Raw genomic sequence first — 24,662 nt, forward strand, 5'->3', positions numbered from 1 at the left:
GGAGCCGGTTACTTCTTCTCGGCCGCCACGGCAGGCAGCACCGGCGCCGTGGCTTCGGCTTGCGCCGTCACCGCGGCCGGCGCGGCTTGTGCCTTGTTCGTGTTCACCTCGCCGCCGTGGAACTTCACCACCAGCGGCACGATGAGCAGTGCCACGATGTTGATGATCTTGATCAGCGGGTTGACCGCGGGGCCGGCGGTGTCCTTGTAAGGGTCGCCCACGGTGTCGCCGGTCACGGCCGCCTTGTGCGCGTCCGAGCCCTTGCCGCCGTGGTTGCCGTCCTCGATGTACTTCTTGGCGTTATCCCAGGCGCCGCCGCCGGTGCACATGGAGATGGCCACGAACAGGCCGGTGACGATGGTGCCCATGAGCAGGCCGCCCAGCGCCTTCGGACCCAGGATCAGGCCGACCAGGATCGGCACCACCACCGGCAGCAGCGACGGGAGGATCATTTCCTTGATGGCGGCGGTGGTCAGCATGTCGACCGCGGTGCCGTAGTCGGGCTTGGCCGTGCCTTCCATGATCCCCTTGATGGTGGCGAACTGGCGGCGCACTTCCACCACCACGGCGCCGGCGGCGCGGCCCACGGCCTCCATCGCCATGGCGCCGAACAGGTAGGGGATCATGCCGCCGATGAACAGGCCCACGATCACCATCGGGTCGGACAGGTTGAAGCTGATCGACTGGCCCAGGCCTTCCAGCTTGTGGGTGTAGTCGGCGAACAGCACCAGCGCGGCCAGGCCGGCGGAGCCGATGGCGTAGCCCTTGGTCACGGCCTTGGTGGTGTTGCCCACCGCGTCCAGCGGGTCGGTGATCTCGCGCACCGACGCCGGCAGTTCCGCCATCTCGGCGATGCCGCCGGCGTTGTCGGTGATCGGGCCGTAGGCGTCCAGCGCCACCACGATGCCGGCCATGCTGAGCATGGCGGTGGCGGCGGTGGCGATGCCGTAGAGGCCGGCCAGCGAGTAGGACGCGATGATCGCCATGCAGACGAACAGCACCGGCCATGCGGTGGAGCGCATGGACACGCCCAGGCCGGCGATGATGTTGGTGCCGTGGCCGGTGGTGGAAGCCTGCGCGATGTGGCGCACCGGCGCGTACTGCGTGCCGGTGTAGTACTCGGTGACCCAGACCAGCGCGCCGGTCAGCACCAGGCCCACGGCGCAGGCGCCGAACAGGCGCATCTGCGTGCCCGATTGCGTGATCGCGTTGTCGGGCATCAGCCAGACCGTGACGCCGTAGAAGGCGATCAGCGACAGCACGCCGGCGATGGCCAGGCCCTTGTACAGCGCCGGCATCACGTTCTTCATGCCGGGCGAGGCCTTCACGAAGAAGCAGCCGATGATGGAGGCGATGATCGACACGCCGCCCAGCACCAGCGGGTACAGCACCGCGTTGACCGGCGCCGTGGTGACCAGCAGGGCGCCCAGCACCATGGTGGCGATCAGCGTGACGGCGTAGGTCTCGAACAGGTCGGCTGCCATGCCGGCGCAGTCGCCCACGTTGTCGCCCACGTTGTCGGCGATCACCGCCGGGTTGCGCGGGTCGTCCTCGGGGATGCCGGCTTCCACCTTGCCCACCAGGTCGGCGCCGACGTCGGCGCCCTTGGTGAAGATGCCGCCGCCCAGCCGCGCGAAGATCGAGATCAGCGAGGCGCCGAAGGCCAGGCCGATCAGCGGGTTGAGCAGGGCGGCGAGGTTGCGGTCCGGCGTGAGGTTGCCGTTGCCGACCAGGAACCAGTAGAAGCCGGTCACGCCCAGCAGGCCCAGGCCGACCACCAGCATGCCGGTGATGGCGCCGCCGCGGAAGGCCACGTCCAGCGCCGGCCCGATGCCGTGCGTGGCCGCCTGCGCGGTGCGCACGTTGGCGCGCACCGAGACGTTCATGCCGATGAAGCCGCAGGCGCCGGACAGAACGGCGCCGATGACGAAGCCGATGGCGCTCTGCACGTCGAGGAACACGCCGATCAGGATGGCCAGCACCACGCCGACGATGGCAATGGTCTTGTATTGCCGTGCGAGGTAGGCTGCCGCGCCGGTCTGGATCGCTGCCGCGATCTCCTGCATGCGCGCGTTGCCGGGGTCTTTGCTGAGGATCCAGCTTCTTGCCCAGAAGCCGTAAGCGACGGCCGCAAGGCCGCAGACGAGCGCCAGAATCAGCGCCGAGTTGCCATTCATAGAGTTTCTCCTTGTTCGCTGAGTACGTTGCGAAGAGCCCCGCAAGCGGGTCCCTCCGCTGCGTTGCTTCCTCGTCACTCCAGCCGGAGACGATTGGCCAACGGGCGGACTATATAGGCAAATTTAGACGGATTCGCGTCAGCCGCGGGGAGACGCCGCGCGAGAAACTAAAATCAGGGTTTTTCCTTAGCCCGCAGTCCCCTCCGATTACAACGACCATGTCCCTCGACCAAGTCTCCCCCGGCAAGCATGTCCCCGACGCGTTCAACGTGATCATCGAAATTCCGATGAACGCAGACCCCGTGAAGTACGAAGTGGACAAGGAGACCGGCGCCATCTTCGTGGACCGCTTCATGAGCACGTCCATGCACTACCCGACCAACTACGGCTATGTGCCCAAGACCATCAGCGGTGACGGCGACCCGGTGGACGTGCTGGTGATCACGCCGGTGCCGCTCATTCCCGGCGTGGTCGTCACCTGCCGCCCGATCGGCATCCTGAAGATGCAGGACGAAGCCGGCGACGACGCCAAGGTGCTGGCCGTGCCCACCGACAAGATCCTGAGCATCTACACCCAGTGGCAAAAGCCCGAGGACCTGAACCCGATGCGGCTGAAGACCATCTCGCACTTCTTCGAGCACTACAAGGACCTGGAGGCCGGCAAGTGGGTCAAGGTGCTGGGCTGGGAAGGCCCGGAGTCGGCGAAGCAGGAAATCCTCGACGGCATGGAGGCGTACAAGCGCGCCAACGGCTGAGACGGATCGGGCCGGTGCTCAGGGTTGCGGCGCCCAGAGCTCGACCCGTGCGCCATCGGTCGGCCAGTGGGACGTGCCGCACAGGCGGTAGCCCTGCGGGAACGCTGCGATCTGGGTCGGCGCAACCGCCGGCCCGCCGTCCGCACGCCGGCGCACCGCCACGACAGCTTGGCGCAGTTCATCGGGCGCCGCCCGCGCGAGCAGCCGCGAGGCCGTGTCCGCATTGTTGAGCCACGGGCCGACCAGCGGATTCGCATCCAGCAGCAGCGCCAGGCCCGGCGCGTCGTAAAGATCCATGAAGGGCTGCGCGGGGCGCACGCCGCACACAGTAGCGGCCTCGCGCAACTGCCGCGCCAGCGTGGCGGTGGCGGCATCGACGCGCACGCTGCCCAATCGCGGCAACGCGATGGCTTCCTTCTGCCAAGCCAGCGGCAGCATGCGGTACGGCTGCAATCCGCTGGTGGCAATCTGCCCGCACACCGTGAGGCTGAACGCGATGCTCACCGCCGTGGCGGCGCCCAGGCCCGGCCGCGCGAAGCCGAACAGCGCGACCAGCGCGCCCCAGGGCGCCATCGCACTGAGCACCTGCACCTCCAGCGGGTTGGATGTTCCGATGGCGATGGCGGCGGGCAATCCGGCCAGCATGGCGACGAGCACGAGCCGGCGCAGGTCGTGTGTCCAGGCGGGCAACCACGCCAGCAAGGCCAGTAGCAGCGCGGCTGTCAGCGGCTGTGCCTGGCTGGTGAACGCATCGCTGCCGCCCTGGAAATGCGCGCCGGCCAGCAGCACGGCGACGAACCACAGCGCGCCGGCCCAGCGCAGCAGCCGCGCAAACGGAAGGCGCAGCGCAAGCGCGAAGCAGGCCAGCGGCCCCCAGAACGCCGTCACGGCACCGGCCAGCATGCGTGCGAGATCGGACGCGCTGCGCAGCAGCTGCCCGGACGCCGAGCGGTTGTCCGTGGCCAGCGACCAGATCTCCACGCCGCCGCGCAGCTGCGCCAGGGCCTGCCCGATGCCGCCCCAGGCCTGCGCCATCGCAAGCACCGTGCCGGCTGCCGCAAGCGCCGCCCATGCGGCATTCGCGCGTGCGCGGCCCTGCGCCAAGGCCAGCCACAGGATCGCCAGCATGGCGGCAACGCAGATGCCGCTGGTGACCTTGGACAGGAAGCACAGGCCCACGCTGGCGCCTGCCGCAAGCGCCAGCAGGACCGCGCGCCGTCCATGCGCGCTGATCGACAGCAGGCCCAGGCCGATGGCCAGGCTGCCGAAGATGGTCGCCATCAGGTTGTACGACGGCGTGAAGTTCAGCAGCGAACCGTAGAGCAGGGCACCGCACACGGCCGTTGCGATTACAGCCGCGCGGCCGATGCGGTCGTCCGGCACCGGCAGCCCGACGCGGGCGGCGGCACGCAGCACGCCCGCTGCGAGCACCGCGGCGCCCAGCACGCTGAGCAGCAGGCCGGCGGCGCGGAACGCCACCAGGCTGCCGGTCGCTTCCCAGAGCGGGCCGATCACCCAGTGGAAGGGCGAGAAGAACAGCTGGATCTGCCGCGCGTGGATGGCGTAGAGCAGGTAATAGGCCTCGTCGGTCAGCTCCAGCCCGCGGCCCAGGCCGCCAGCGAGCCAGGCGAACGCACCGGCGGCCAGCAGCAGCGCGAACGCACCCGGCCAGCGCAAGCTGCGGCTGCCGCCGTTCATTGCTGCGGCGTCCCGTGCCGGAACGGGCTGCGCTCTTCCAAATGCTCCAGGTAGTTCTCGATGCCGCGGCCTTCGCGCTGCAGGAAATTCTCGACCGCATCGGCGAACGCGGGATGCGCCAGCCAATGCGCGCTGGTGGTCTTCACCGGCATGAGCGCGCGCGCCATCTTGTGCTCGCCCTGCGCGCCGCCTTCGAAGCGCTGGTAGCCGTTGGCGATGCACCACTGCAGCGGCTGGTAGTAGCAGGCCTCGAAGTGCAGGCAGTCCACCCGCTCCAGCGCGCCCCAGTAGCGGCCGTACGCGGCGGTGCCGTCGATGGCGATCAGGCTGGCGGCGATCGGCTGGCCCGCGCGTTCGGCAATGAACAGCAGCCAGTTCTGCGGCATGTCGTCGCGCATGCGCCGGAAGAACTCGCGCGTGAGGTAGGGCGGGTTGCCATGCTCGAGGTAGGTGCGCTCGTAGCAGCGGTAGAAGAACTCCCAGTCCGCTGCCGCGATGTCCGCGCCCTGCGACCAGAGGAAGACGACGCCCGCATCCGCGACCTTACGCCGCTCCTGGCGGATCTTCTTGCGCTTGTCGTGCGACAGGCTGGACAGGAAAGCGTCGAAGTCGGCCCAGCCGCCGTTGGTCCAATGGAACTGCACGGTGTTGCGCAGCATCAGGCCGGCCGCGCTGCAGGCGGCCACGTCCTGCTCATCGGCGAACAGCAGGTGCAGCGACGACAGCTTCTTCTTGTGGCACCAGCCCAGCAGTGCCTCCACCAGCGCACGCCGCGCCTCTGGGTCGCGCGCGAGCAGGCGCGGCCCGGGCACCGGCGTGAACGGCACAGCCACCAGCGCCTTCGGGTAATACGCCAGGCCGTGCTGCTCGTAGGCATTGGCCCAGGCCCAGTCGAACACGTACTCGCCGTACGAATGCGCCTTCATGTACAGCGGACAGGCCGCCTGCAGGGCGTCGCCGTGCCACAGGGTCAGGAACTGCGGCGTCCAGCCGGTTTTCGGGGTGGCGCTGGCGCTCGCGTGCATGGCGGCCAGGTATTCGTGCCGCATGAAGGGCGACGCGCCCTGCGCGGCCAACAGGGCGTTCCATTGCGATGCCGGCACATCCGCCGGCGAGGCCATCACCCGGGTGACATAATCATTCGAGTCTTTTTTCACTGCTGATATGGCTCTCAAACTCTGTATTGCCCAGTTCAACCCGTTGGTGGGCGATGCGGCCGGCAACGCGCAAAAAATCATCGAGGCGTCGCGCACGGCCTATGCGCAGGGCGCGCGCCTGGTGGTCACGCCCGAACTGTCCATCAGCGGCTATCCCGCCGAAGACCTCTGGCTGCGCCCCGCCTTCATGGCAGCCTGCGATGATGCCGTGAAAATGGTGGCCCGCGAGCTCGCCGGGTTGAAAGGCCTGTGCGTGGTGGTCGGCCACCCGCACGGCGGCGCCATCCGCGGCAAGTCGGTGCAGGTGCAGCGGCGCTTCAACGCGGCCAGCGTGCTGAGCGAAGGCCGCCTGGTGGAAACCTATGCCAAGCGCGAGCTGCCGAACTATCAAGTGTTCGACGAGCGCCGCTACTTCACGCCCGGCGAGGGCACCTGCGTGTTCCAGTGCGAGGGCGTCAGCGTCGGCCTGCTGATCTGCGAGGACGCCTGGTTCGAGGAGCCGGCCCTGCTGGCGCGCGAAAGCGGCGCCGAGCTGCTGGTGGTGCCCAACGCGTCGCCGTTCCACGTCGGCAAGGGCGGCGAGCGCGTGGTGCGCATGGCCGACCGCGCGCGGGCCGTCGGCCTGCCGCTGGTCTACGCCCATCTGGTCGGCGGGCAGGACGAGGTGGTGTTCGACGGTGCGTCGTTCGCCGTGCAGGCCGACGGCAGCCTGGCCGCCCGCGCATCGAGCTTTCGCGACGAGCTGTTCTACATCGACGCCGAGCGGCGCGAGCCAGGCGGCATCGTGCTGAATGCGCCGATCGCGCCGGCGCCCACGCCCGAGGCCGAGCTGTGGGACGCGCTGGTGCTGGGCGTGCGCGACTACGTGAACAAGAACGGTTTTCCCGGCGTGCTGCTGGGCCTGTCGGGCGGCATCGATTCGGCGCTGGTGCTGGCCGTCGCGGTCGACGCGCTGGGCGCGGACCGGGTACGCGCCGTGATGATGCCCTCGCCGTACACCGCCGACATCTCGTGGCTGGATGCGCGCGACATGAGCCAGCGGCTGGGCGTGCGCTACGACGAGATCTCCATCGCGCCGATGTTCGAGTCGTTCAAGGCGGCGCTCGCCGGCGAATTCAAGGGCCTGCCCGAGGACACCACCGAGGAGAACATCCAGGCGCGCATCCGTGGCGTGATCCTGATGGCGCTGTCCAACAAGTTCGGCAGCATCGTGCTGACCACCGGCAACAAAAGCGAGATGGCGACCGGCTACTGCACGCTGTACGGCGACATGGCCGGCGGCTTCGCGGTGATCAAGGACGTGCTGAAGACCACGGTGTTCACGCTGGCTGGCTGGCGCAACGACAACGACCCGTACGGCACCGGCAGCAACCCGATCCCCGAGCGCATCATCACGCGCCCGCCCAGCGCCGAACTTCGAGCCGGCCAGGTCGACCAGGACAGCCTGCCGCCCTACGAGGTGCTGGACGCGATCCTGGAGCGCTACATGGAGGACGACAACGGCATCGACGAGATCGTGGCGGCCGGCTTCGACCGCGCCGTGGTGGAGCGCGTGGCGCGCCTGATCCGCATCAACGAGTACAAGCGCCGCCAGGCGCCGGTGGGCATCCGCGTCACGCACCGCAGCTTCGGCAAGGATTGGCGCTATCCTATAACCGGTAAATTCCAGGCATAGGAGCAGAGGCAATGAAACAGATCACCGCGGTCATCAAGCCGTTCAAGCTGGAAGAGGTTCGCGAGGCGCTGGCCGATTGCGGCGTCACCGGCCTGACCGTTGCCGAGGTCAAGGGCTTCGGGCGCCAGAAGGGCCACACCGAGCTGTACCGCGGCGCCGAGTACGTTGTGGACTTCCTGCCCAAGGTGAAGATCGAGGTGGTGGTGAAGGACGACGACGTGGACCGCTGCGTCGAAGCCATCATCAAGGCCGCGCGTACCGGCAAGATCGGCGACGGCAAGATCTTCATCACCAGCGTGGAACGCGTGGTGCGCATCCGCACCGGCGAGATCGACGAGTCCGCCGTCTGAGGCGGCTCAGATCTGCGTGAAGTCCGGGTTTTGCGGGCTCCTGCCCGCCGCCTCGACAAGTTGCGCGAGCAGCGGCGCGACTTCCGTGCCCACCGTCAGCAGCTTCATCTGCGCCTGGCCCATGAAGCCCTGGCTGACGCCGTGCTCCAGGAAGGCCAGCAGCGCGTCGTAGTAGCCCCCGGCATTGAGCAGGCCGACCGGCTTGTCGTGGTAGCCGAGCTGGCGCCAGGTCCAGGTCTCGAAGAACTCCTCGAAGGTGCCGATGCCGCCCGGCAGCGCCAGGAAGCAGTCGGCGCGCTCGGCCATCATGCGCTTGCGCGCATGCATGGTGTCCACCACGTGCAGCTCGGTGCAGTCGCGCTTGGCCCATTCACGGTCCACCAGCGCCTGCGGAATGATGCCGACCACCCGGCCGCCGGCCTCCAGCGTCGCGTCGGCCATGCGGCCCATCAGGCCGTTGTTGCCGCCGCCGTAGACCAGTTGGCCGCCATGGCTGCCGATCCACACGCCGACCGCGCGGGCGAGGTCGACATAGGACGGGTCGGAGCCCGGCCGTGAGCCGCAGTACACGCAAAGTGAAAATGCCGGGTTCATGTTCCAAACCTCTGCACCAGGGCCGCGACCCAGATGCCTGTGGCCAACACCAAGCTCAAAAGCACGGCGGCGCTGCCCATGTCCTTGGCGCGCTTGGACAGGTCGTGCCATTCCGGCCCGATGCGGTCGATGGCGGTTTCGACGGCGGTGTTGAGCAGTTCCACGATCATCACCAGCAGCACCGAGCCGGCGAGCAGGGCGGTTTCCACCCAGTGGCGGCCCAGCCAGAACGATGCCGGCAGCAGCACGACGGAGGCCAGCACTTCCTGGCGGAACGCGGTCTCGCTCCATCCGGCACGCAAGCCGGCCACGGAATAGCCGGCGGCATGCCACACACGGCTAAAGCCGGTGCGCAGCTTCTGCGGATTGACGGGGGAGACGGCTTCGGGCGGAGCGGACATCGGCAGGATTGTCGCGCAGGAAGATGGCGCTGCTGCTTCAGGGCGCGGCGGGAACCAGCCGCGTGTTGGCCAGCGCGTCGTGCCAGAACTGGCGCTGCGGGTGCAGGCGGCTCAGCAGTGCCCAGAACGCGACCCACCCAAGCCACAGCACTGCCGCCTCGGTAATGCCGAATTTCTTCGCCTGCAGCGCCGCCAGTGGCGGCAGGAACCAGATCCAGCTGTAGACGTAGCGCAGCACGGCGCGCAGCGGGGTGAGGCGGCGCCCGAAGCGGTCCACCACCTGGATGTCCCAGGTTTTCATGGCCAGCGTCTGGCCCCGCGTCCAGAGCAAGGTGCAATAGATGCCGCAGACGGCGAACAGGAAGGCCTGGAACAGGCCGTGCCGCGCGTCGATGCCGCTGCGCATCTGGGTGGCAACGCTGAAGACGAGGCCGGCAGTGAACACCACGCCGAACAGCAGCATGCCCTCGTACAGCCAACAGGCCATCCGGCGCGCCAGCGGCGGCGCGATCAAACCGTCTGTCGGGTTCAACGGCTTGCGGCGGGGCGGGCTGGGGCAGCGGGCACGGCGGGCGCTGGCGCCGGGGCGCCCAGGACCGTTGCCGGTGCATGGAGCTCAGGCCCGATGGCGATGCGCGGCCCCGGCGCATCGGTCTGGGGCTTGGGCGTCTTGGCGAGCTTTTGCGGCGACACCGGCTTGACAGCTGCGGCAGTCGGCGGGGGCGGCGGCTTGTTGACGGAGGCGCTGGCGGCAAGCTTGCGCTTTTCTTCCGGCGGAAGCGCCTGGTAGGCCTCCCACTTGGCCTTCTTGTCGGTGGAGGGCAGTTTCTTCGTGTCGGCGAAATTCAGCCGCGCCTGCGTGCGCTGCTGCGGCGTGAGCGCGGCCCACTCGGTCATGCGGCCGCGCAGCGTGGCCTGCTCCTCGGGCTGCATCTTCGGGTAGTTCTGCGACATCGCGAGCCACTTGCGCTTGTGCGCCTCGCTCAGCGTGTTCCAGCTGGGCGCTAGCGGTGCCAGCGATTGCTGCTGGGCCGGCGTGAGTTCGGCCCAGACGGGCTTGGCTTCCGCCTTGGGCGCTTGCGCGCGCACCTGTGCCTGCCGGGGCAAGGCCGCTGGAGTGGAGGGCTGGAGGGCCGGGGGCTGCGCCGCAGGCGGCTGGACCGGGACAGGGGGCGTCTGCGCCAACGCGGCGTGGCCGCCCGCCGCCAGCAGCCACAACAGAGCCGCGGCACCGGCGATCTTGTGGACGATGCGGGCCGGGCGGTCGGCGTTGGCGCTTGCGCTTTCCTGCATGGTGGGCCGTTATTCGCGGCCGGACTTCAGGAACAGCACGAACCCGGGGTCGGCATAGGCCGACGGCGGCAGGTCGTCGGTCAGCAAGGCGGTGTCGACTTCGGCGAGTTCGGCGGCACGGCGCTCTGTCTGCACGGTATGGATGAACACCAGGCCGGCGATCAGGGCCAGCAGCGGCAGCGCGGAGGCGATGCGGCTCCACAGGTTCAAGCCCTCGTCGCCGCCGCCCAGCACGGCCGCGCCGCCTGAGGCGAACACGCCGGCTGCGGGGCGCGGCTGCGTGGCGCTCTTGCGCTCGGCCAGCGCGCGGGTGCGCGCGGCGCGCAGCCGCTCGGTGATGTCGTAGGGCAGTTGGTCGGTGCTGGCCGACAGCCGCCGCGCAATGCTGGCGCCGTAGCGGTCGACTGCATTCTGCGCGACGCGTGCTTCGATGGTGGTCATAGTTGAATTCCCTTCGCTTTCAGCGCCTTGCTGAGAGCCTGGACAGCACGTGAGCAGTGCGTCTTGACACTGCCTTCCGAGCAGCCCATGGCCGCCGCCGTTTCGGCCACGTCCATCTCCTCCCAGTAACGCATCAAAAACGCCTCGCGTTGACGTGGAGGCAATTCCAGGATTTCCTTTTCGATCTCACGCAATATCTGGGCCCGGCGCGTGACGTCCTCCGCGCTCTCTGTCTGCTGAGAATCAGCTACCCCCGCATAAGTTTCCAGAAGATCGAAATCTCCGTCCTCGTTGGCGGATTCGAAGTCGCCCAGATTGGAGAACAAAGCATTACGCGTCTTCTGTCGCCGGAACCAGTCCAGCGTGGAGTTCGACAGAATGCGCTGGAACAGCATGGGCAGTTCCTGCGGCGGCTTGTCGGCGTAGTGGATGGCCAGCTTCATCATGCTGTCCTGCACGATGTCGAGCGCCGCCTCCTGGTCGCGCACGTGGTAGACGGTGCGCTTGAAAGCCCGCTTTTCCACGCCTTTAAGGAAATCGGAGAGTTCGCTTTCGGTGGCCAAGGTGCGCGCGGGCTGAAGTTGATTTGAGTTTTTTTGGCGCATGCCGGCAGTGCCCGCATGCTGAACAACCGGAAATTATCGCATTGTGAACAGCGCCTACTGCACCGGCGGGCTCGGGTGCCATAATGCGCCTTGCAAATCAAAAGGCAAACGAGCCCGGATCCGGCGAAGCGACAAGCGCGCCCATGGCCCGAGGTTCAAAGTCCCGCAGCGGCTTCACGAGAGCGCGTAAAGGGGCACCGGCGTTTTTTCGTCAGAGAAAAATCGAAAGGTTGATCATGGAAATGTCCAAGGCGGAGCTGTCCGCCGCTGCCGCCATCCGCGCGCAGTCATCCGAACTTCGCGGCGCCGAAATCCTCATCAAGGCCTTGCAGGCCGAAGGGGTCAAGTACGTCTGGGGCTATCCCGGCGGCGCGGTGCTGCACATCTACGACGCGTTCTACAAGCAGGACACCATCCAGCACGTGCTGGTGCGCCACGAGCAGGCGGCCGTGCACGCCGCCGACGGCTATGCCCGCGCCACCGGCGAAGTGGGCGTGGCCCTGGTCACCTCCGGCCCCGGCGTGACCAACGCGATCACCGGCATCGCCACCGCGTACATGGACAGCATTCCCATGGTGATCGTCACCGGCCAGGTGCCCACCGCGGCGATCGGCCTCGATGCGTTCCAGGAGTGCGACACCGTCGGCATCACGCGTCCCATCGTGAAGCACAACTTCCTGGTGAAGGACGTGCGCGACATGGCCGACGTGATGAAGAAAGCTTTCCACATCGCCCGCAGCGGCCGCCCCGGCCCGGTGGTGGTGGACGTGCCCAAGGACGTGTCGTTCAACAAGACCGCCTACACCGGCTACCCGGACAAGGTGGAAATGCGTTCCTACAACCCGGTGCGCAAGGGCCACGGCGGGCAGATCCGCAAGGCCGTGCAGCTGCTGATGGGCGCCAAGCGGCCTTACGTCTACACCGGCGGCGGCGTGGTCCTGGGCAACGCCTGGCAGGAGCTTCGCACGCTGGTCGACATGCTGAACAGCCCGGTGACCAACACGCTGATGGGCCTGGGCTCCTACCCCGGCACCGGCCGCAATTTCCTGGGCATGCTGGGCATGCACGGCACCATCGAAGCCAACAATGCGATGCAGAACTGCGACGTGCTGCTGGCCGTGGGCGCGCGCTTCGACGACCGCGTGATCGGCAACCCGAAGCACTTCGCGCAGAGCGAGCGCAAGATCATCCACATCGACATCGACCCCTCCAGCATTTCCAAGCGGGTGAAGGTCGACATCCCGATCGTCGGCGACGTGAAGGAAGTGCTCAACGAGCTGATCGCACAGATCCGCGAGTCGACGACCAAGCAGGACACCGCGGCGCTGGCGTCTTGGTGGGAGACCATCGAAGAGTGGCGCTCGCGCGACTGCCTGAAGTACGACCGCGGCAACTGCGACGTGATCAAGCCGCAGCATGTGATCGAGACGCTGTGGAACATGACGCGCGGCGTGGACACCTACGTGACCTCCGACGTCGGCCAGCACCAGATGTGGGCCGCGCAGTTCTACAAGTTCGACGAGCCGCGCCGCTGGATCAATTCCGGCGGGCTGGGCACCATGGGCGTGGGCATTCCCTACGCCATGGGCATCAAGCTGGCCAAGCCCGAGTCGGAGGTGTACTGCGTCACCGGCGAGGGCTCGGTGCAGATGTGCATCCAGGAACTCTCCACCTGCCTGCAGTACAACACGCCGATCAAGGTGATCGCGCTGAACAACCGCTATCTCGGCATGGTGCGGCAGTGGCAGGAACTCGACTATGAGGGCCGCTACAGCCACAGCTACATGGACGCGCTGCCGAATTTCGTGAAGCTGGCCGAGGCCTACGGGCACGTCGGCATGCTGATCGAGAGCCCGCAGGACGTGGAGCCGGCGCTGCGCGAAGCGCGCAAGCTGAAGGACCGCACCGTGTTCATGGACTTCCGCACCGACCCGACGGAAAACGTCTGGCCGATGGTGAAGGCGGGCGCGGGCATCACCGAGATGCTGCTCGGCTCCGAGGATCTTTAACCTATAACGCGGCGAATCTATTGGCTGCCGAGCCGCCCGGTTACCGCCGGGTGGGGAGGGCACCGAAAAGAGGAGCCGGCAGGACATGAAACACATCATTGCAGTGCTGATGGAGAACGAGCCCGGTGCTCTTTCCCGTGTGGTGGGCCTGTTCTCGGCCCGCGGCTACAACATCGAATCGCTGATCGTCGCGCCGACCGAGGACCCCTCGCTGTCGCGCATGACGGTGCAGACCGCCGGCTCGGACGACGTGATCGAGCAGATCACCAAGCACCTGAACCGCCTGATCGAGGTGGTGAAGGTGGTCGACCTCACCGAGGGCACCTACACCGAGCGCGAGCTCATGATGGTGAAGGTGCGCGCGGTGGGCAAGGAGCGCGAGGAGATGAAGCGCATGGCCGACATCTTCCGCGGCCGCATCATCGACGTGACCGAGAAGAGCTACACCATCGAGCTGACCGGCGACCAGGCCAAGAACGACGCGTTCCTGGAAGCCATCGACCGCACCGCCATTTTGGAGACGGTGCGCACCGGCGCCAGCGGCATCGGCCGCGGCGAGCGCATCCTGCGCGTCTGAACGAACATGAGGCTCAGCTTTTCACCCGTTCGGGCTGAGCCTGTCGAAGCCCTGCGAGAGCCCTTCGACAGGCTCAGGGCGAACGGGGGTTTCACTTACTGGAGAACACCATGAAGGTTTATTACGACAAGGACTGTGACCTGAGCCTGATCAAGGGCAAGACCGTTGCCATTCTCGGCTACGGCTCGCAGGGCCACGCGCACGCGCAGAACCTGAACGACAGCGGCGTGAAGGTCGTGGTCGGCCTGCGCAAGGGCGGCGCCTCCTGGCCCAAGGTCGAGAAGGCCGGCCTGAAGGTCGCCGAAGTAGCCGACGCGGTGAAGTCCGCCGACGTCGTGATGATCCTGCTGCCCGACGAGCAGATCGCCACCGTCTACAACAACGACGTGGAGCCGAACATCAAGCAGGGCGCCTCGCTCGCGTTCGCGCACGGCTTCAACGTGCACTACGGCCAGGTGATGCCGCGCGCCGACCTCGACGTGTGGATGGTCGCGCCCAAGGCGCCGGGCCACACCGTGCGCAACACCTACACCCAGGGCGGCGGTGTGCCCCACCTGGTGGCCGTGCACCAGGACAAGACCGGCCGCGCGCGCGACCTGGCACTGTCCTATGCCATGGCCAACGGCGGCGGCAAGGCCGGCATCATCGAGACCAACTTCCGCGAAGAAACCGAGACCGACCTGTTCGGCGAGCAGGCCGTGCTGTGCGGCGGCACCGTGGAGCTGATCAAGGCCGGCTACGAGACGCTGGTGGAAGCCGGCTACGCCCCCGAGATGGCGTACTTCGAGTGCCTGCACGAGCTGAAGCTGATCGTGGACCTGATCTACGAAGGCGGCATTGCCAACATGAACTATTCGATCTCCAACAACGCGGAGTACGGCGAGTACGTGACCGGCCCGCGCATCATCACCGACGAGACCAAGAAGGTGATGAAGCAGGTGCTGAAGGACATCCAGACCGGCGAGTACGCCAAGAACTTCATCCTGGAAAACCGTGCCGGCGCGCCGACCCTGCTGTCGCGCCGCCGCCTCAACGCGGAGAGCTCGATCGAGGTGGTGGGCGAGCAGCTGCGCGCCATGATGCCCTGGATCAAGAAGAACAAGCTGGTGGACCAGACCAAGAATTAGGTCCGCTTACACTCTGAGCATGCACGACGGCTCCGAGTCCAACACCCAGCACGCCGAAGAAGGCATCGTGGTGCGCAAGCGCCGCAAGGGCATCTACATCCTGCCCAATGCCTTCACGGTGGCGGCCCTGTTCGGCGGCTTCTACGCCATCGTGATGGCCATGAACGGCCGCTTCGACATGGCCTCGCTGGGCATCTTCGCGGCCATGGTGCTGGACAGCCTCGACGGCCGCGTCGCGCGCATGACCAACACCCAGAGCGCGTTCGGCGAGCAGATGGATTCGCTGTCCGACATGGTGTCGTTCGGCGCGGCACCGGCGCTGGTGTCCTACGAATGGGCTCTGCGCGGCCTGGGCCGCTGGGGCTGGTTCGCCGCCTTCGTGTACTGCGCCTGCGCGGCCTTGCGGCTGGCGCGCTTCAACGTCAACACCGGTGTGGTCGACAAGCGCTACTTCCAGGGCCTGCCGTCGCCCGCCGCCGCCGCGATGGTGGGCGGCTTCATCTGGCTGATGACGGAGTACAGCGTCAAGGGCTACGAGGTCGCCTGGGTGGTGTTCGGCCTCGTCCTTTTCGCCGGCCTCACGATGGTGACCAACGTGCCGTTCTACAGCTTCAAGGACGTGAAGATGAAGAAGAGCGTGCCGTTCGTGGTGATCGTCGCCATCATGCTCGGCATCGCGGTGATCAACATTCATCCGCCCACTGTGCTGTTCGCGATGTTCATCGTCTATGGCTTGTCCGGCTACGTCGTCTACGGCTGGCGCCGCTTCAAGGGCCAGCCCACCAGCGTCATCAGCACCTCGACGGATGAGCCGGAAGAGCGCGGCTTGCACCGGTGAGCCTGCCCGACTGTGTTAGAGTTGCCGCTCGCATGAACCGAATCTCGCTGTCCCTACTGCTATCCCCCTACGGGCGGAGACGGTAGCGCACGCGCTTATTCCCGATCACGGCCCGTTTGCACCAGCAGCGGGCCGTTTTTCTTTGTGGGGCTGCTGGCGGATACAATCCAGGAACCAAGGACCACCCGATGTTGAAGAACCCTGCCAGCAAGTACCGCGCCTTTGCCCCGGTGCGCCTGAGCGACCGTACCTGGCCGGACGCCGTGCTGACCCGCACGCCCCGCTGGTGCAGCGTGGATTTGCGCGATGGCAACCAGGCGCTGATCGAGCCGATGGACATCCCGCGCAAGCTGCGCATGTTCGAGGCGCTGGTGAAGATCGGCTTCAAGGAGATCGAGGTCGGCTTTCCTTCCGCGTCGCAGGTGGAGTACGACTTCCTGCGCAAGCTGATCGACGAGGACCGCATTCCGCAGGACGTGACCATCCAGGTGCTGACCCAGGCGCGCGAGGAGCTCATTCGCCGCACCTTCGAATCACTCAAAGGCGCGCGCCGCGCCATCGTGCACCTGTACAACGCCACCGCGCCGGTGATGCGCAAGGTGGTGCTGGGGCTGGACCAGGACGGCATCGTCGGCCTCGCCACCGGCCAGGCGCGCCTGTTCAAGGAACTGGCAGCGCAGCAGCCCGGCACCGATTGGATGTTCCAGTACTCGCCGGAAATGTTCTCCGGCACCGAGCTGGAATTTTCCAAGCGCGTGGTCGATGCCGTGACCGAGGTGTGGCAGCCCACGCCCGAGCGCAAGTGCATCGTCAACCTGCCGTCCACGGTGGAGCATTCCACGCCCAACATCTTCGCCGACATGATCGAGTGGATGCACCGCAACATGGTGCGGCGCGATGCCATCGTGCTGTCCGTGCATCCGCACAACGACCGCGGCACCGGCACCGCGGCCGGCGAGTTCGCCGTGATGGCGGGCGCCGATCGCCTGGAAGGCTGCCTGTTCGGCAACGGCGAGCGCACCGGCAACCTGGACCTCGTGAACGTCGCGCTCAACCTCTACACGCAGGGTGTCGATCCGCAGCTGGATTTCTCCGACATCGACGAGATCCGCCGCACGGTGGAGTACTGCAACCAGATCGCCGTGCACCCGCGCCATCCGTACGTGGGCGATCTAGTCTACACCTCGTTCTCCGGCTCGCACCAGGACGCCATCAAGAAGGCGTTCGCGGCGCGCCGGGAAACCGACATCTGGGACATGCCCTACCTGCCGATCGACCCCAAGGACCTGGGCCGCAGCTACGAGGCGGTGATCCGCGTCAACAGCCAGTCGGGCAAGGGCGGCATTTCCTACCTGCTGGAAGCCGAGTTCGGCCTCGAGCTGCCGCGCCGCCTGCAGATCGAATTCAGCCAGGTGGTGCAGCGCGCCATGGACGCCACCGGCAAGGAGTTCACCGCGCAGGACCTGTGGACGCTGTTCGAGCGCGAGTACGGCCTGAAGTCGTCGGCCGTGCCGCAGCACCAGTTGGTGGAGGAACAGAAAACGGACGAGGGCACCACGGTGTCGCTGACCGCGCAGGTGCAGATGGGCGGCCGCGCCTTCGGGGTGCGCGGCACCGGCAACGGGCCGATCGACGCGTTCGTCGAAGGCCTGGGCCGCGCCACCGGCGAGACCATCCGCGTGCTCGATTACCACGAGCATGCGACCGGATCGGGCGCGGACGCCAAGGCCATCGCGTACATCGAGCTGCGCATCGGCGAACGCACGCTGTTCGGCGTGGGCAGCGATGCGAACATCGTTTCGGCGTCGCTGAAGGCCATCGTCTCGGGCCTGCAGCGCGCATTGGCGGGCAACGAGAAGAAGGAGGCTGCGCGGCAAACAAGCTGATCAAGTTACAAAGTAAAGCTGATCGGGACGAGGCTCAGGGGTGGGGTAACCACTTATGATTCATGTGTCGGGTTAGGTTAATTTCTTAAGTGCTTGATATTGCGTAATTTTTATGCCTTCGCGTACACTCCCGCCGAGGCTCATACGTTACGCAGTTAACTCTTAGATTTAACCTCTACGCACATCGCGGCCTCGTTTGGAGTAACCAGCTTGAATCGCATCCTACGCACCGTTGTCCTGGGCACTTTTGTCGCCGCTCTCGCTCCTGTGGGCGCCGCGGCAGCCCAGGTGAAACGGGGCGCATCCAAGCCCGTTACCGGCATCGTCAAGCATGCCCGGAGCGCCAAATCTTTCGTCGTCGCCAAGCAGCGGCGCTCCGTTATCCGCCTTGCGGCACCTGCCGCCCTGCCCAGGGCGTCGTTCGGCCAGCTGGCCGGGCTGCACGGCATGTCCGACCAGCTCGATCTCAAATCCAGCGTGGCTTTGGTGATCGACCAAGACACGCGCGAAGTGCTGTTGCGCAAGAACGACTCGGCCGTGCTGCCGATCGCGTCCATCACCAAGCTCATGACCGGCCTGATCGTCAGCGAAGCCAAGCTGCCGATGGACGAGGTCATCTCCATCACGCAGGACGATGTCGACACCGAAAAGCACAGCGGCTCGCGCCTGCGCGTCGGCGCCACGCTGTCGCGCCAGGAGCTGATGCACCTGGCCCTGATGTCCAGCGAGAACCGCGCCGCCCATGCGCTGGGCCGCACCTATCCCGGCGGGCTGTCGGCCTTCGTCGAGGCCATGAACACCAAGGCCAAGCTGCTGGGCATGAAGGACACGCACTACGTGGAGCCCACCGGCCTGTCCAGCCGCAACCAGTCGAGCGCGCAGGACCTCGCCAACCTGGTGAACATTGCCTCCAGCGATCCCATGCTGCGCGAGTTCTCCACCTCCCACGGTACCGAAGTGGCCGTGGGCAACAGGACCCTGCAGTACCGCAACACCAACCGCCTGGTGGCAAGCCCGGCCTGGGAAATCGGCCTGCAGAAAACCGGCTACATCTCCGAAGCGGGCCAGTGCCTGGTGATGCAGGCCAAGGTGGCCGGCCGCAAGCTGATCATGGTGTTCCTGGATTCCGCCGGCAAGCTCAGCCGCATCGGCGACGCCGAGCGCGTGCGCCGCTGGGTCGAAACCTCGGGCCCCACCGCAGTCGTACCGACACCGAGCACCACCACGCTGGTGCGCCAGGTCAGCGGTTGAGGATTCGGCCGCAGGCCACCCATGGACAAAGCCGGCCTCGCGCCGGCTTTGTTTTGTCCGTTATGCAGCCAGGCGCTGCGAGGGCGGCTTGTGCCCGAGCGATGCCGAGATCTCGTTGGCCGTGATTTGCAGCTTGGGCAGCCAGCTTTCGTCCAGCCGGTCGGCCGGTGATGAGATCGACAGGCCGGCCACGAGGCGGCTCTGGTCGTCGTAGATGCCGGCGGCCATGCAGCGCACGCCCAGCTCCAGCTCTTCGTTGTCCCGCGCAATGCCGTACTGCCGCGCCTTGGCCAGCTCGCGTTCCAGCACGGGCAGCTGGGTGATGCTGTTCTTGGTGTGCCCGGCCAGGCCGGTGCGGGTGGCGTAGGCACGCACGCGCTGCGTGTCGTCGGCCGCCAGGAACAGCTTGCCGGTGGAGGTCAGGTGCAGCGGCGCCCGGCCGCCGATGGCGCGTACCACCTGCATGCCCGAGCGCTCGCTGTAGGCACGCTCCACGTAGATGATTTCGTCGCCCTGGCGCACGCTCAGGTTCACCGGCTGCTGGATCTGCTTGTGCAGCTCGCGCATCGGCGTCAGCGCCGCGTCGCGCACGTTCAGCCGCGCCTTCACCAGGTTGCCCAGCTCCAGCAGGCGCATGCCCAACCGGTAGCTGCCCGCCTCGGGCCGGTCGACGAAGCGGCCGGTCGCCAGGTCGTTCAGGATGCGGTGGGTGGTGGACGGATGCAGCCCGGTCTTTTCGCTGATTTCCTTGAGCGACACCGCCTCCTCGCGCGAAGCGAGCACGTCGATCAGCGAGAACATGCGTTCGATCACCTGGATCGTCGGCGTGCCGGGCGCGTTGGGGTCGGACTTTCTCATGGGTGTGTTCTCGGTCGCACCCTGTATTTTACTTGGTGAAATGCGACAGCGGCATTCCGGCGCACGGCAACCTGCCGGAACTCAGGCCGTCGTGCTGTCGCCCGGCTGCCATTTTCCGTCCAGCAGCACTTGGTGCGGATGGAAGCGCGCCTTGTAGTTCATCTTGGGGCTCTGGCCGATCCAATAGCCGAGATACACGTGCGGCAGCTTGAGCTTCTTCGCCTGGTCAATCTGCCACAGGACACTGTAAGTGCCGTAGCTGGCCTCGGGGTCGGGCTCGTAGAAGGTGTAGACGGCCGAGATGCCGTCGTTGAGCACGTCGAGGATGGACACGATGCGCAGCGGCCCCGGCGCGCCATTGGGCAGCGTTTCGCGGAACTCGACCAGGCGCGAATTCACCCGGCTTTGCAGCAGGAACTGCGTGTACTGGTCGATGCTGTCGTGGTCCATGCCGCCGCCCGCGTGGCGGCCGGTCTGGTAGCGCAGGTACAGGTGGTAGTGCTCGGGCACGAAGCACAGCTTGAGCACGCGTGCCTGCAGGGCGCCGTGCTGCGTCCAGGCGCGGCGCTGGCTGCGGCTGGGCTCGAATTCGTCGGCCAGCACGCGCAGCGGCACGCAGGCGCGGCAGCCATCGCAATACGGACGGTAAGTGAACATGCCGCTGCGGCGAAAGCCACCGACCACCAGGTCGGAATAAGCGTCGTTGTGGATCAGGTGGCTGGGCGTGGCCACCTGTGAACGCGCCTGCTTGCCAGGCAGGTAGCTGCACGGATAGGGCGCTGTTGCATAGAACTGCAGCGTCTGAAGCGGAAGATCCTTGAGGTGCGTCACGCTGGTGCGGGGGGCGGCAGGATTGCATTCCAGTATACGGGCTCGAATCGCCAGGGCAGGGGGCTTTCGCCCGTGGCATTTGCCACTTGTTGCACGAAAGCGGCCCGCGCGATCTCGCGGGCGCCCAGGGAAGCGAGGTGCCGGGTGTTCTGCTGGCAGTCGATCATGCGCACATCCTCGCGCCTGCAGAAAGCCACCAGGGCTGCCAGGGCGATCTTGGAGGCGTCCGGCAGGTGCGCGAACATCGATTCGCCGAACACCGCGCGGCCGATCGCCACGCAGTACAGGCCGCCGGCCAGGCGGCCGTCGATCCAGGTTTCCACGCTGTGCGCCAGCCCGGCGCGGTGGAGCTGGCGGTAGGCATCCACCATGGCCGGCACGATCCAGGTGCCCGACTGCCCGTTGCGCGGCGTGCCGGCGCAGGCGCGGATCACCTCGTCGAAGGCGGTGTCGAAGCTCACCCGGCAGCGCGGGTCGGCCGCGAAGCGCGCCAGCGTCTTGCGCAGCGACCGGTGCAGCTTGAACTCCTGCGGAAACAGCACCATGCGCGGGTCGGTGCTCCACCACAGGATGGGCTGGCCCTCGCTGAACCACGGAAAGATACCGGCCGAGTAGGCGCGCCGCAGGGTGTCGACGTCGAGCGCGCCGCCAGCGGCCAGCAGGCCGGGCGCGGGCTGTGCCTCGTCCCAGGCCTGGGAAGCATCGGGAAAGGGCGCGCCGGGTTGGAGCCAGGAAAGGTGCATGCGGAAAGCGGGTGGCTGCGGCGCATGCCGCACCCGCTACTTTAGGGCTCCGGCCCGGCGCCTGGGACCGCCCGCGGCGTTACACCACGGCCGCCAGCGCAACCTGCAGCCGCTGCGTCGCCAGCAACGCACGCCGGTCGGCATAGGACACCTGCAGTTCGCCGCCGTCGTCGGCCGGCAGCAGCACCGTGGCCAGCACCACCCAGGGGTCGCTCGCGCATTCCGGGCAGGGCGGCACCGGTATGCCCTGCTGGCGCTGCTCGTCGTCGTTCGCGCCGCCCTTCAGCGCGGCCAGCCAAGCCTTGTCGTCCTTGCGCGCCGCCAGGTGCGATTCCGGCAGCGTCCACAGCACCTTGATCTCGAACGAGTCGCGGATGCGCGAGTAGTCGCACTGCGTCTCGTCGCAGCCGCAGCCCGCCGGCAGCACCTTCACCGGCCGCGAATAGCACTCGGCGTAGCGCACCGCGATGTACGCCTTGCGCGAGCCGTGCGCGCCGCCTGGCATGTCGCCCACCGGCGGGCAGGGCCAGCGCACGGTGCAGGGCTCGGGCGTTGCGCCCAGCCGCAGGTCCACCGTCACGCAATGGTCGATCTGGATGTCGTCGCCCTGCGGGCCGACGGCGTAGCCGGGGCAGACCTGCACGGTCCAGCTTTTCGCTTCCTTCACCGGCTCGACCGCGCAGCCGCAGGCCACGCCCCAGCCGTGCAGGAATCGGTTGTGGCGGCGCATCTTCTCGCGAAAGTAATCCTGCTCGGTGCGCATGTCGTCGGCATTGAGCAGTTGCCGGTTGAAGTAGCGCAGCCGCTCCAGCGGCGCGGTCTCGCAGGCGCAGGGCAGATCGGACATGTCGGACATGGTGTTCCCCTCAGCTGATGGTGAAGACAAGCTTGAACGTGCCGCCGGGCGCGCCGTTGCCGGAGATGGCGCCGCCGGCCGGCGCAATGGCTTCACCGTCCAGTCTGGTGCGGCCGGTGTCGGTGATGGCGTGGCGCTTCGCGGCGGCGGCGTCGTCGCCGAACAGCAGCAGCGTGTAGGCGCCCTTCTGCCAGCCCGTGCCGACGGCGTCGGTGCGCGCATAGGGAGAGTCCGTGAACAGGTCGAAGCGCACGGTGCGCTTGTCCTCCACGGTGAGCGTGCCCGGCACGTAGGGCAGGTTGTTGATCACGTCCCTGGGCAGCACCTGCACGTTGTGCCGGTCCGGGTCGCCGTCGCCGAAGGTGTGGGTGGTGGGCAGGTTCGGCGCGGTCTGCGAGAAGTCCTCGGTGAAGCGCACGCGGATGGCGTTGACTTGCTGCTTGATCTTCAGCTTGGTGTCGTCCAGCGGCGACGCCACTTCGGCCACCACGGTCTCGGCTCCGGCGCGGGTGCGAGACAGGAAGGTCACGCCGGCCACCCGCAGCAGCGTCTGCGGCACCGGCGGCGGGACCGGCGCGGGAGGGGCCGGCGTGTGGCCGTTGCAGCAGGCGTCGACCCGCTCGGCCAGGCACAGGATCAGGTCGAGCAGCACCGTGTTGCTGTACACGCGCGGGCGCACCATGCAGCTTTCCAGCCGGACGATGCGGCCGTCGCGCAGCATCCCGGCCGCGAGCGGCACGCAGACGTCGCCGTGCTCGTCGTCGCAGGCGCCGTCGAGCAGGCTGCACAGGGCATTGCGGCGGCCGGGGTCCTTGTTCTTGTACTCGCTGTCCTTCAACTTCCCGCCTTCCACGCCGTGCATCTGCAGGACTTCGTGCCCGCCAGGCGAGGGCGCCGCCGTGGGGACACCGGCGACCGGCGGCGGCTGCCCCGGCACCTCGGTGTCCTTCAGATGCTTGGTGCGGCCCGTTGCCCAGTTCAGGCACCAGTCGGGATCGCGCTGCAGCGGCGGCAGGCCGGGCGTCACCTTCAGGCAGAAGCTTTCCACCACGGTACCGGGCGCGCAGTGGCTACGCGTGTCGCAGTCGGTGACCAGCACCGGCTGCTGGTCGGTGAAGCACTCGTGGTAGCACAGCCAGACGGTGAAGCTGCCGTCCTCGTCGCGCGTCTCCTTGCCGCGTCCCGGGTCGACCTCGCGCCGGAAAATCTGCCCCGTGGCGAGCTCGCCGGCCGGCACGGTCGCGCTGCCTTCGGCGCGGGGCTGTTCCTGGTGCGGCCGGGGCGTCGCCATCGGTTCGGTGCAGCAGCCGCCGTCCGGCTTGGCCGGATCGATGCAGGCGCGCACCGGCACCACGATTTCGCGGCCCAGCCCGTCGAGCGCCACGCCGGGCTCGACGCAGATGCGGTCGCCGTCGACCGACACCTCCAGGCCGCACAGCACGCCCTTGCCCAGCGTGAGCTTGTTCAGCAGCCATTGCTTGTGCTTGCCGTAGTCCTGCTCCATCTGGAAGTGCTGGACATCCATGCGCTTGCCGTAGAAGAAGTGGTTGCGGCTCGGTGCGCCCAGCAGGCGGCGCAGCAGGTCAATCGTGTCATGTGCATGCATGTCGGTCTCCGGTCATTTCCATTGCATTGATTCGCCGAGCACGGCTTCGCCCACGCGCAGGGCGCCGTCGGGCGGGTTCAGCCGGGCATCCAGTCCCAGCCGCATTCCATCCAGTTGCCAGGCCGGCGGCGGGCCGCCGACGATGGTGTCCACGCCTACCATGGCTTGCAGGCCGATGCGCAGCTGCGGCTCGACCACCGCCACGCGGTAATCCGTGTGCGCCGGCTTTTCGCGCTCGACGATGCGCTGCAGTTCCTGCAGCGTGCCGGGGTGCTGCAGGCGATGGCGTTCCACCACCACGCAAAAGCGGTACGCGTCCTCGGCGAACAGCGGCAGCCCGACCAGGTGGGACGCGAGCGGCCCGGCTTCGCCGACCACCGCGCGGCCGATCGGCGGCGCGCCGTCCACAAGCGGCGGGCAGCCGCCGGCGGCTTCGAGGTCGGGCACCACCATGCCGTTCGGGTCCAGCGGCGGCAGCTGCGTATCGAAGCCGAGCGCCGAGCTTTCGCCCAGCACCCACAGGCGCCGCTGCACCTGGCTTTCGAAGATCGCCGGGCGGATGCCGGTGTGCCATTCCACGGTGGCGGCGATGGAGGCCGGCGTGCCGCGGCGCGCCATCAGCGCCACCGCTTCGCGCAGCAGTGCGCGGCGCTGGCCGTCGTCGGCGATGCGCGGCAGCTCGAAGGCCAGCCATTGCGACAGCCAGTTCAGCTGCGTGGCCGCCACGCTGTCCGGGTCGGCCACGCGCGGCATGTCGTCGATGCGTTCCTCCACCGCGAGGAACTCGCCGCGCAGCAATTGCAGCAGCCGCTGCAGCGTGGCGTCGGGGTCGTTGCGGCGGAAGGTGGCGGGCAGGTGGTCGCGCAGGTCTTCCGCCGCGGTGGCGGCGCGCAGCTGGCGCAGCACTGGCGCGCGCGACGGGTCGGCGGTGGCC

The 24,662-nt window shown here is 67.4% G+C and carries 24 protein-coding genes; 9 read left to right on the forward strand and 15 right to left on the reverse strand.

Annotation, left to right across the window (positions count from 1 at the left end):
• Positions 1-8: 8 nt before the first annotated feature.
• Positions 9-2,177, reverse strand: a complete 2,169-nt coding sequence (locus H0U68_RS12530) for a sodium-translocating pyrophosphatase (protein WP_296356044.1) — start codon at positions 2,175-2,177, stop codon at positions 9-11.
• Between the two features lie 218 nt (positions 2,178-2,395).
• Between H0U68_RS12530 and ppa the strand changes: the two genes are divergently transcribed.
• Positions 2,396-2,932: an inorganic diphosphatase gene (gene ppa / locus H0U68_RS12535; RefSeq protein WP_296356046.1), complete on the forward strand. Its 537-nt coding sequence runs from the start codon at positions 2,396-2,398 to the stop codon at positions 2,930-2,932.
• A gap of 18 nt (positions 2,933-2,950) precedes the next feature.
• On the opposite strand, the gene H0U68_RS12540 is transcribed toward ppa, so the two are convergent.
• Together H0U68_RS12540 and H0U68_RS12545 are read right to left on the reverse strand one after the other, a co-directional pair.
• Complete coding sequence (locus H0U68_RS12540; RefSeq protein WP_296356048.1) at positions 2,951-4,630, reverse strand: hypothetical protein; 1,680 nt, start codon at positions 4,628-4,630, stop codon at positions 2,951-2,953.
• Positions 4,627-5,751: a GNAT family N-acetyltransferase gene (locus H0U68_RS12545; protein WP_296356050.1), complete on the reverse strand. Its 1,125-nt coding sequence runs from the start codon at positions 5,749-5,751 to the stop codon at positions 4,627-4,629. Before H0U68_RS12545 ends, H0U68_RS12540 begins: the two co-directional genes overlap by 4 nt.
• A gap of 43 nt (positions 5,752-5,794) precedes the next feature.
• On the opposite strand from H0U68_RS12545, the gene H0U68_RS12550 reads away from it, so the two are divergent.
• Positions 5,795-7,462: an NAD+ synthase gene (locus tag H0U68_RS12550; protein WP_296356052.1), complete on the forward strand. Its 1,668-nt coding sequence runs from the start codon at positions 5,795-5,797 to the stop codon at positions 7,460-7,462.
• Between the two features lie 11 nt (positions 7,463-7,473).
• Positions 7,474-7,812: a P-II family nitrogen regulator gene (locus H0U68_RS12555; RefSeq protein WP_296356054.1), complete on the forward strand. Its 339-nt coding sequence runs from the start codon at positions 7,474-7,476 to the stop codon at positions 7,810-7,812.
• 6 nt (positions 7,813-7,818) lie between these two features.
• Here the strand turns inward: H0U68_RS12555 and H0U68_RS12560 are convergent, their stop codons facing one another.
• The 6 genes from H0U68_RS12560 to H0U68_RS12585 are packed head-to-tail and all read right to left on the reverse strand — an operon-like array spanning position 7,819 to position 11,104.
• Complete coding sequence (locus tag H0U68_RS12560) at positions 7,819-8,406, reverse strand: TIGR00730 family Rossman fold protein (RefSeq protein WP_296356055.1); 588 nt, start codon at positions 8,404-8,406, stop codon at positions 7,819-7,821.
• A complete protein-coding gene (locus H0U68_RS12565) occupies positions 8,403-8,807 on the reverse strand; it encodes a diacylglycerol kinase (RefSeq protein ID WP_296356057.1) in 405 nt (134 codons plus the stop codon). The genes H0U68_RS12560 and H0U68_RS12565 overlap by 4 nt, the downstream gene beginning before the upstream one ends.
• A gap of 37 nt (positions 8,808-8,844) precedes the next feature.
• On the reverse strand, positions 8,845-9,339 hold the full coding sequence (locus H0U68_RS12570) for an RDD family protein (protein WP_296356058.1): 495 nt from the start codon (positions 9,337-9,339) through the stop codon (positions 8,845-8,847).
• Positions 9,336-10,100: a DUF3106 domain-containing protein gene (locus H0U68_RS12575; RefSeq protein ID WP_296356059.1), complete on the reverse strand. Its 765-nt coding sequence runs from the start codon at positions 10,098-10,100 to the stop codon at positions 9,336-9,338. Before H0U68_RS12575 ends, H0U68_RS12570 begins: the two co-directional genes overlap by 4 nt.
• Positions 10,101-10,109: 9 nt before the next feature.
• Complete coding sequence (locus H0U68_RS12580) at positions 10,110-10,541, reverse strand: DUF3619 family protein (protein ID WP_296356060.1); 432 nt, start codon at positions 10,539-10,541, stop codon at positions 10,110-10,112.
• Positions 10,538-11,104, reverse strand: a complete 567-nt coding sequence (locus tag H0U68_RS12585) for an RNA polymerase sigma factor (protein ID WP_296356084.1) — start codon at positions 11,102-11,104, stop codon at positions 10,538-10,540. The genes H0U68_RS12580 and H0U68_RS12585 overlap by 4 nt, the downstream gene beginning before the upstream one ends.
• Before the next feature lie 278 nt (positions 11,105-11,382).
• Here H0U68_RS12585 and H0U68_RS12590 point away from each other — a divergent pair, with 278 nt between their 5' ends.
• The 6 genes from H0U68_RS12590 (at position 11,383) to pbpG (ending at position 18,834) form a co-directional block, all read left to right on the forward strand.
• A complete protein-coding gene (locus H0U68_RS12590) occupies positions 11,383-13,155 on the forward strand; it encodes an acetolactate synthase 3 catalytic subunit (protein ID WP_296356062.1) in 1,773 nt (590 codons plus the stop codon).
• 85 nt (positions 13,156-13,240) lie between these two features.
• Positions 13,241-13,732 (forward strand): acetolactate synthase small subunit, encoded by a 492-nt coding sequence (gene ilvN / locus H0U68_RS12595; RefSeq protein ID WP_296356064.1) that lies wholly within the window; start codon positions 13,241-13,243, stop codon positions 13,730-13,732.
• 110 nt (positions 13,733-13,842) lie between these two features.
• Positions 13,843-14,859, forward strand: coding sequence for a ketol-acid reductoisomerase (gene ilvC / locus H0U68_RS12600; protein ID WP_296356066.1), 1,017 nt, complete (start codon positions 13,843-13,845; stop codon positions 14,857-14,859).
• Between the two features lie 19 nt (positions 14,860-14,878).
• The gene (gene pssA, locus H0U68_RS12605; protein ID WP_296356068.1) at positions 14,879-15,697 is read left to right on the forward strand and encodes a CDP-diacylglycerol--serine O-phosphatidyltransferase; all 819 of its coding nucleotides are present in this window, start codon (positions 14,879-14,881) and stop codon (positions 15,695-15,697) included.
• A gap of 188 nt (positions 15,698-15,885) precedes the next feature.
• A complete protein-coding gene (gene leuA, locus H0U68_RS12610) occupies positions 15,886-17,583 on the forward strand; it encodes a 2-isopropylmalate synthase (RefSeq protein WP_296356070.1) in 1,698 nt (565 codons plus the stop codon).
• Between the two features lie 321 nt (positions 17,584-17,904).
• A complete protein-coding gene (gene pbpG, locus H0U68_RS12615) occupies positions 17,905-18,834 on the forward strand; it encodes a D-alanyl-D-alanine endopeptidase (protein WP_296356086.1) in 930 nt (309 codons plus the stop codon).
• A 60-nt stretch (positions 18,835-18,894) separates the two neighbouring features.
• Here the strand turns inward: pbpG and H0U68_RS12620 are convergent, their stop codons facing one another.
• The 6 genes from H0U68_RS12620 to H0U68_RS12645 form a co-directional block, all read right to left on the reverse strand.
• On the reverse strand, positions 18,895-19,692 hold the full coding sequence (locus H0U68_RS12620; RefSeq protein WP_296356072.1) for an IclR family transcriptional regulator: 798 nt from the start codon (positions 19,690-19,692) through the stop codon (positions 18,895-18,897).
• An 81-nt stretch (positions 19,693-19,773) separates the two neighbouring features.
• Positions 19,774-20,523, reverse strand: a complete 750-nt coding sequence (locus H0U68_RS12625; RefSeq protein ID WP_296356073.1) for an arginyltransferase — start codon at positions 20,521-20,523, stop codon at positions 19,774-19,776.
• The gene (gene aat, locus H0U68_RS12630) at positions 20,520-21,266 is read right to left on the reverse strand and encodes a leucyl/phenylalanyl-tRNA--protein transferase (RefSeq protein ID WP_296356075.1); all 747 of its coding nucleotides are present in this window, start codon (positions 21,264-21,266) and stop codon (positions 20,520-20,522) included. Before aat ends, H0U68_RS12625 begins: the two co-directional genes overlap by 4 nt.
• 79 nt (positions 21,267-21,345) lie before the next feature.
• Positions 21,346-22,122 carry a hypothetical protein gene (locus H0U68_RS12635; RefSeq protein WP_296356078.1) on the reverse strand — a complete coding sequence of 259 codons (777 nt, stop codon included), beginning with the start codon at positions 22,120-22,122 and terminating at the stop codon, positions 21,346-21,348.
• 10 nt (positions 22,123-22,132) lie between these two features.
• On the reverse strand, positions 22,133-23,728 hold the full coding sequence (locus tag H0U68_RS12640; protein ID WP_296356080.1) for a hypothetical protein: 1,596 nt from the start codon (positions 23,726-23,728) through the stop codon (positions 22,133-22,135).
• 12 nt (positions 23,729-23,740) lie between these two features.
• Positions 23,741-24,662 (reverse strand): phage tail protein (locus H0U68_RS12645; RefSeq protein WP_296356082.1); only part of this gene is annotated, 922 nt, incomplete at its 5' end.

The organism is Ramlibacter sp., assembly GCF_013697775.1.
GTDB lineage: Bacteria > Pseudomonadota > Gammaproteobacteria > Burkholderiales > Burkholderiaceae_C > Ramlibacter.

Bases quoted from the DNA above. Each gene is read 5' to 3' on its own strand.
- ilvC (WP_296356066.1), top strand. From the start codon at position 13,843: ATGAAGGTTTATTACGACAAGGACTGTGACCTGAGCCTGATCAAGGGC.
- ilvN (WP_296356064.1), top strand. From the start codon at position 13,241: ATGAAACACATCATTGCAGTGCTGATGGAGAACGAGCCCGGTGCTCTT.
- leuA (WP_296356070.1), top strand. From the start codon at position 15,886: ATGTTGAAGAACCCTGCCAGCAAGTACCGCGCCTTTGCCCCGGTGCGC.
- aat (WP_296356075.1), bottom strand. From the start codon at position 21,266: ATGCACCTTTCCTGGCTCCAACCCGGCGCGCCCTTTCCCGATGCTTCC.
- H0U68_RS12545 (WP_296356050.1), bottom strand. From the start codon at position 5,751: ATGGCCTCGCCGGCGGATGTGCCGGCATCGCAATGGAACGCCCTGTTG.
- H0U68_RS12590 (WP_296356062.1), top strand. From the start codon at position 11,383: ATGGAAATGTCCAAGGCGGAGCTGTCCGCCGCTGCCGCCATCCGCGCG.
- H0U68_RS12565 (WP_296356057.1), bottom strand. From the start codon at position 8,807: ATGTCCGCTCCGCCCGAAGCCGTCTCCCCCGTCAATCCGCAGAAGCTG.
- H0U68_RS12620 (WP_296356072.1), bottom strand. From the start codon at position 19,692: ATGAGAAAGTCCGACCCCAACGCGCCCGGCACGCCGACGATCCAGGTG.
- H0U68_RS12635 (WP_296356078.1), bottom strand. From the start codon at position 22,122: ATGTCCGACATGTCCGATCTGCCCTGCGCCTGCGAGACCGCGCCGCTG.
- H0U68_RS12580 (WP_296356060.1), bottom strand. From the start codon at position 10,541: ATGACCACCATCGAAGCACGCGTCGCGCAGAATGCAGTCGACCGCTAC.
- H0U68_RS12560 (WP_296356055.1), bottom strand. From the start codon at position 8,406: ATGAACCCGGCATTTTCACTTTGCGTGTACTGCGGCTCACGGCCGGGC.
- ppa (WP_296356046.1), top strand. From the start codon at position 2,396: ATGTCCCTCGACCAAGTCTCCCCCGGCAAGCATGTCCCCGACGCGTTC.
- H0U68_RS12640 (WP_296356080.1), bottom strand. From the start codon at position 23,728: ATGCATGCACATGACACGATTGACCTGCTGCGCCGCCTGCTGGGCGCA.
- H0U68_RS12530 (WP_296356044.1), bottom strand. From the start codon at position 2,177: ATGAATGGCAACTCGGCGCTGATTCTGGCGCTCGTCTGCGGCCTTGCG.
- pssA (WP_296356068.1), top strand. From the start codon at position 14,879: ATGCACGACGGCTCCGAGTCCAACACCCAGCACGCCGAAGAAGGCATC.
- H0U68_RS12575 (WP_296356059.1), bottom strand. From the start codon at position 10,100: ATGCAGGAAAGCGCAAGCGCCAACGCCGACCGCCCGGCCCGCATCGTC.
- H0U68_RS12555 (WP_296356054.1), top strand. From the start codon at position 7,474: ATGAAACAGATCACCGCGGTCATCAAGCCGTTCAAGCTGGAAGAGGTT.
- H0U68_RS12550 (WP_296356052.1), top strand. From the start codon at position 5,795: ATGGCTCTCAAACTCTGTATTGCCCAGTTCAACCCGTTGGTGGGCGAT.
- H0U68_RS12540 (WP_296356048.1), bottom strand. From the start codon at position 4,630: ATGAACGGCGGCAGCCGCAGCTTGCGCTGGCCGGGTGCGTTCGCGCTG.